Origin of the sequence: Streptomyces sp. NPDC057565, from assembly GCF_042801455.1 — a bacterium.
Taxonomy (GTDB): Bacteria; Actinomycetota; Actinomycetes; order Streptomycetales; family Streptomycetaceae; genus Streptomyces; species Streptomyces yanii.
The window spans coordinates 1-4,793 of sequence record NZ_JBHVFU010000143.1; the positions used below are offsets into that span (position 1 = coordinate 1).

General features: G+C 72.3%; 2 protein-coding genes. Both read left to right on the forward strand.

Annotated elements, in window-relative coordinates:
* Nucleotides 1–3,138 (forward strand): type I polyketide synthase (locus ACFU8W_RS52035; protein ID WP_384052846.1); only part of this gene is annotated, 3,138 nt, incomplete at its 5' end.
* A partial coding sequence (locus ACFU8W_RS52040) for a type I polyketide synthase (RefSeq protein ID WP_384052848.1) occupies nt 3,135–4,793 on the forward strand: 1,659 nt, incomplete at its 3' end. The genes ACFU8W_RS52035 and ACFU8W_RS52040, both read left to right, overlap by 4 nt.

Here is a 4,793-nt window from a genome sequence, read left to right on the forward strand (position 1 = left end):
GTGGTGTCGTCGCTGACAGGCGCGGTGGCCACGGCGGAGGAGTTGTGTGATCCGGGCTACTGGGTGTCGCACGTGCGTCGGCCGGTCCGTTTCCATGACGCGGTAAGGGTGTTGGAGGGGCAGGGGGTGGGCCGGTTCGTGGAGATCGGTCCTGACACCACCTGCACCGCCATGGCGCAGCGGTGCCTGTCCGACACCGACGGTGCCCTGCTGACACCGACCCTGCGCCCGGGACGCCCCGAGGCGACCGCCCTGCTCGCCGCGGTCGGCGCCTACCACGCGGGCGGCGGCACGGTCGACTGGCAGGCCTTGTACGCCGGCACCGGAGCGCGCCGGACCGACCTGCCCACGTACCCCTTCCAACGCCAGGAGTACTGGCTGAACGCCACCCCACCATCCGGGAACATCGCCTCGGCCGGTGTCGGTGGAGACGACCATCCTCTCGTCGGCGCGCTGGTCGAACTGCCCGACTCGGGCGGCGTCGTCCTCACCGGCCGCCTCTCGGCCGACCAGCAGCCCTGGCTTGCCGACCACCGCATCATGGGACGCGTCCTGCTGCCCGGCACGGCCTTCGTGGAACTGGCCCTGCACGCGGGGAAGCACGCAGCCTGCGACCTCCTCGAGGAGCTGACGCAGCGGGCTCCGCTCGTCCTGCCCGAGGAGGGCGGGGTCCGGACAAGGGTCGTCGTCGGGCCCGAGAAGGACGACCGGCGTCCGGTATCGGTCCACTCGCGCCCCGAGGACGCACCCGCCGACGCCGCCTGGACACTGCACGCGGCCGGCACGCTCACCACGAGCCCCGCGGACACCCCGGACGGCCGGGGACAGGACACCGACACCACCGTCTGGCCTCCCGAGGGCGCGCGGCGGATCGACATCGACGGGGTGTACGACGACCTGGCGGAGATGGGCTACGAATACGGGCCGGTGTTCCGGAACCTGCGAACCGTCTGGAGACGAGGCGACGAGGTGTATGCGGAGGTGGCTCTGTCCGCCGATGCCGATGCCGCCTCCTACGGGCTGCACCCCGCGCTCTTCGACTCGGCCCTCGGCGCCGTCGACTTCCTGGTCGACGGCGGCCCGAAGGCACTCACCGAGACCACGATCCCCTTCGTGTGGAGCGGTGTGTCGCTGCGCGCCTTTGGAGCCGCAGCACTACGGGTCCGCGTCCGTCCCGCATCCGGTGACGGCGCCGCCGCACTGGACCTCACGGACACCGCCGGCGTCCCCGTGGCGACGGTGGGGTCCCTGGTGACCCGGCCGGTCGGTGCGGCGCAGATCGCCGACGGCACCGACGCACCGGAATCGCTGTTCCGGATCGCCTGGAGGCCGGTGCCCGCCGAAGCGGCGCCCGCGCCCCGGCCGGACGGGGCACCAGGCCGGAACTGGGCCGTACTCGGCACCGACGACCTCGGCCTGGACCTCCCCGCCTACCAGGATGTGGCATCGCTCGCCGAGGCGGCCGGCACACTCGAAACCGTTCTGCTGCGCTGCCCGCCGACGGCCGGCGACGCGGCCGGGCATCCGCCCGCAGCAGTGCGGGACACGGTGCACCGGACCCTGGCCCTGCTACGCGACCTGCTCACCGAGCCGCGCCTGTCCAAGGTCGGCTTCGCCGTCGTGACCCGACACGCCGTCGACGCGCCGGAAGGTCCCGACCTGGCCATGGCCCCCCTGTGGGGACTGGTCCGCGCCGCCCAGGCCGAGAACCCTGGGCGGGTGTCGCTGATCGACACGGATGGGACGGACGCATCACTGCGTGCGCTGCCGACCGCCCTGGCGCTCGGCCGACCGGAACTCGCCGTGCGGGCCGGGACGTTCCGGGTGCCCCGGCTCGACCGGGTGTCCACGGCGGGCACAGCGCCGGCACTGGACCCCGAGGGCACGGTGCTGATCACCGGCGGAGCGGGCCTGCTCGGCAGCGCCCTGGCCCGGCACCTGGTCACCGAGTACGGCGTACGGCACCTGCTCCTCGTCGGCCGACGCGGCGCGGACACCCCGGGCGCCAAGAGCCTGGGCGCCGACCTCACCGGGCTCGGTGCGACCGTCACCTTCGCGGCCTGCGACGTCGCGGACCGCGAAGCCCTCACCGGACTGTTCGCGCAGATCCCCGCCGAGCACCCGCTCACCGCGGTGGTGCACGCGGCAGGCGGTATGGACGGCGGAACACTCGGCACACTGACGCCCCGCCAAGTCGACGACGTGCTGAGGCCCAAGGTGGACGGCGCGTGGAACCTCCACGAGCTGACCCGGGGCCTGAACCTCGCGGCCTTCGTGCTCTACTCGTCCGCGGGCGGCCTGATCCTCGCCGAGGGGCAGGCCAACTACGCGGCGGCGAACGTGTTCCTCGACGCGCTCGCCGAGCACCGGGCCGCCCAGAGTCTGCCCGCGCTGTCCCTGGCATGGGGTCCGTGGCAGGGCAGCGAGGACGACATCGACATGGAGCGGCTCAGCCGCAACGGCACCCCGCCGCTTACCGCGCACGGCGGACTCGCCCTCTTCGACGCCGCCCTCGCCGCGCCGGACGCCGTCCTCGTACCGGTCCGCCTGGACCCGGCGGCTCTGCGCAATCGGCCCGAGGTGCCCGCCCTGCTGCTGCCCGAGACGACGGTCCGACGGTCTCTGAAGGCCGGACCCGAGCCCGCAGTGAGCGCGAGCACGCTCGGCGAACGGTTCGCCGGACTGCCCGGCGGCGAGCGGCAGCGAGTCCTCCTGGACCTGGTGTGCACCGAGGCCGCAGGCGTACTGGGACACACCGACGGCAGGGCGGTCGACGCTCAGAAGGGGTTCACCGACCTCGGCCTGGACTCCCTGGCCGCGATCGAACTCCGCAACCGGCTGGGCGAGGCGACCGGTCTCAGGCTCCCGGCCACGCTGATGTTCGACTACCCGAGCCCGGTACCGCTGGCCAAGTACCTCCTGGCCGAACTGTCGGAGGACGAGCCGGGCGAAACACTCCCGGACGCGACGGCCGGCGCGGTCGCCGCTCCTGGTGAACCGGGCACCGCGGACACCGGCGAACGGACCAGGACGATCAAGGAAATGGACGCCGGGGATCTGGTGCGTGCGGTCCTCGGGAACACGCTTCCGGCGGGCAACGGCTCCACAGGGCAGGGCGGGGAAGAGGAGACAGCATGAGCACGGCTCCCTCTACGGAGCAGATCGTCGAAGCCCTTCGGCAGTCCCTGCTCGACAACGAAGAGTTGCGCAAGGAGAACGAACGCCTCGCCGCCGCGGCGAGTGAACCGCTCGCGATCGTCGGCATGGCCTGCCGGTACCCGGGCGGTGTCACCTCTCCGCAGGAGCTGTGGCGGCTGGTCGCCGACGGCGGGGACGGTGTCTCGGAGTTCCCGGCCGACCGCGGCTGGGACATCGGCGAGCTCTACACCCCGGAGGTGGGTACGCCTGGCAAGACCTACTCCCTCCAGGGAGGGTTCCTCTACGACGCGGCGGAGTTCGACGCGGAGTTCTTCGGTATCTCGCCGCGTGAGGCGCTGGGTATGGATCCGCAGCAGCGGTTGCTGCTGGAGGCGTCCTGGGAGGCGTTGGAGCGGGCGGGTGTTCCGCCGCTGTCACTGAAGGGCAGCCGGACCGGGGTCTTCGCGGGCGTCATGTACCACGACTACGGCGCGGGAACGAGTGACGGCAGCATCGTCTCCGGCCGGGTCGCCTACACCCTGGGTCTGGAGGGCCCGGCGGTGTCGGTGGACACCGCCTGCTCGTCCTCCCTGGTCGCCCTCCACCTGGCCGCCCAGTCGCTGCGTCGCGGCGAGTGCACCCTCGCGCTCGCGGGAGGCGTCACGGTCATGGCCGCACCGGACATGTTCGTGTACTTCAGCGAGCAGCGCGGGCTGGCTCCCGACGGGCGGTGCAAGTCCTTCTCGGCTGCCGCCGACGGTGTCGGCTGTTCGGAGGGTGTGGGTGTGCTGGTGCTGGAGCGGCTGTCGGACGCCCGCCGTAACGGCCACCGCGTTCTTGCCGTGGTGCGGGGCAGCGCGGTGAACCAGGACGGTGCCAGTAGCGGTCTGACGGCGCCGAACGGGCCTTCGCAGCAGCGGGTGATTCGGGCGGCGTTGGCTGATGCCGGGTTGTCCGGGGCTGAGGTGGATGTGGTGGAGGCGCATGGGACGGGGACGCGTCTGGGTGATCCGATCGAGGCGCAGGCGGTGCTGGCGACGTATGGCCGGGACCGTGAGGCGGATCGTCCGTTGTGGCTGGGGTCGGTGAAGTCCAACATCGGGCACACCCAGGCGGCGGCGGGTGTGGCCGGTGTGATCAAGATGGTGATGGCGATGCGGTCCGGGGTGTTGCCGCGGACGTTGCATGTGGATGAGCCGTCGCCGCAGGTGGACTGGTCGGCCGGCGCGGTGGAGCTGCTCACCGAGGCGCGTGCTTGGGAGGCCGAGGGGCGTCCGCGCCGTGCGGGGGTCTCCTCGTTCGGGATCAGCGGCACCAATGCGCACGTGATCATCGAGGCGCCCGAGACCGAGACGCCGACGGCCGGTGGGCTGGCAATGCCCTGGCTCTTCTCGGGACACACCGGGGCGGCGCTGCGTGCCCAGGCCGAGCGTGTGCTGGCGCGTCTGGATGAGGACCCGGATCTGGAATCCGTGGACGTTGCCCGGGCGTTGGCGACCGGGCGGTCCCATCTGCGGCATCGGGCTGCGGTGACCGGCGTGGACCGTGGTGAACTCCTGCGCGGTCTGGTGGCGTTGGCTGGGGGTGAGGAGGCGCCGGGTCTGGTTCGGGGTGTGGCGGATGCCGGGGGTCGGACGGCGTTCGTGTTCTCGGGT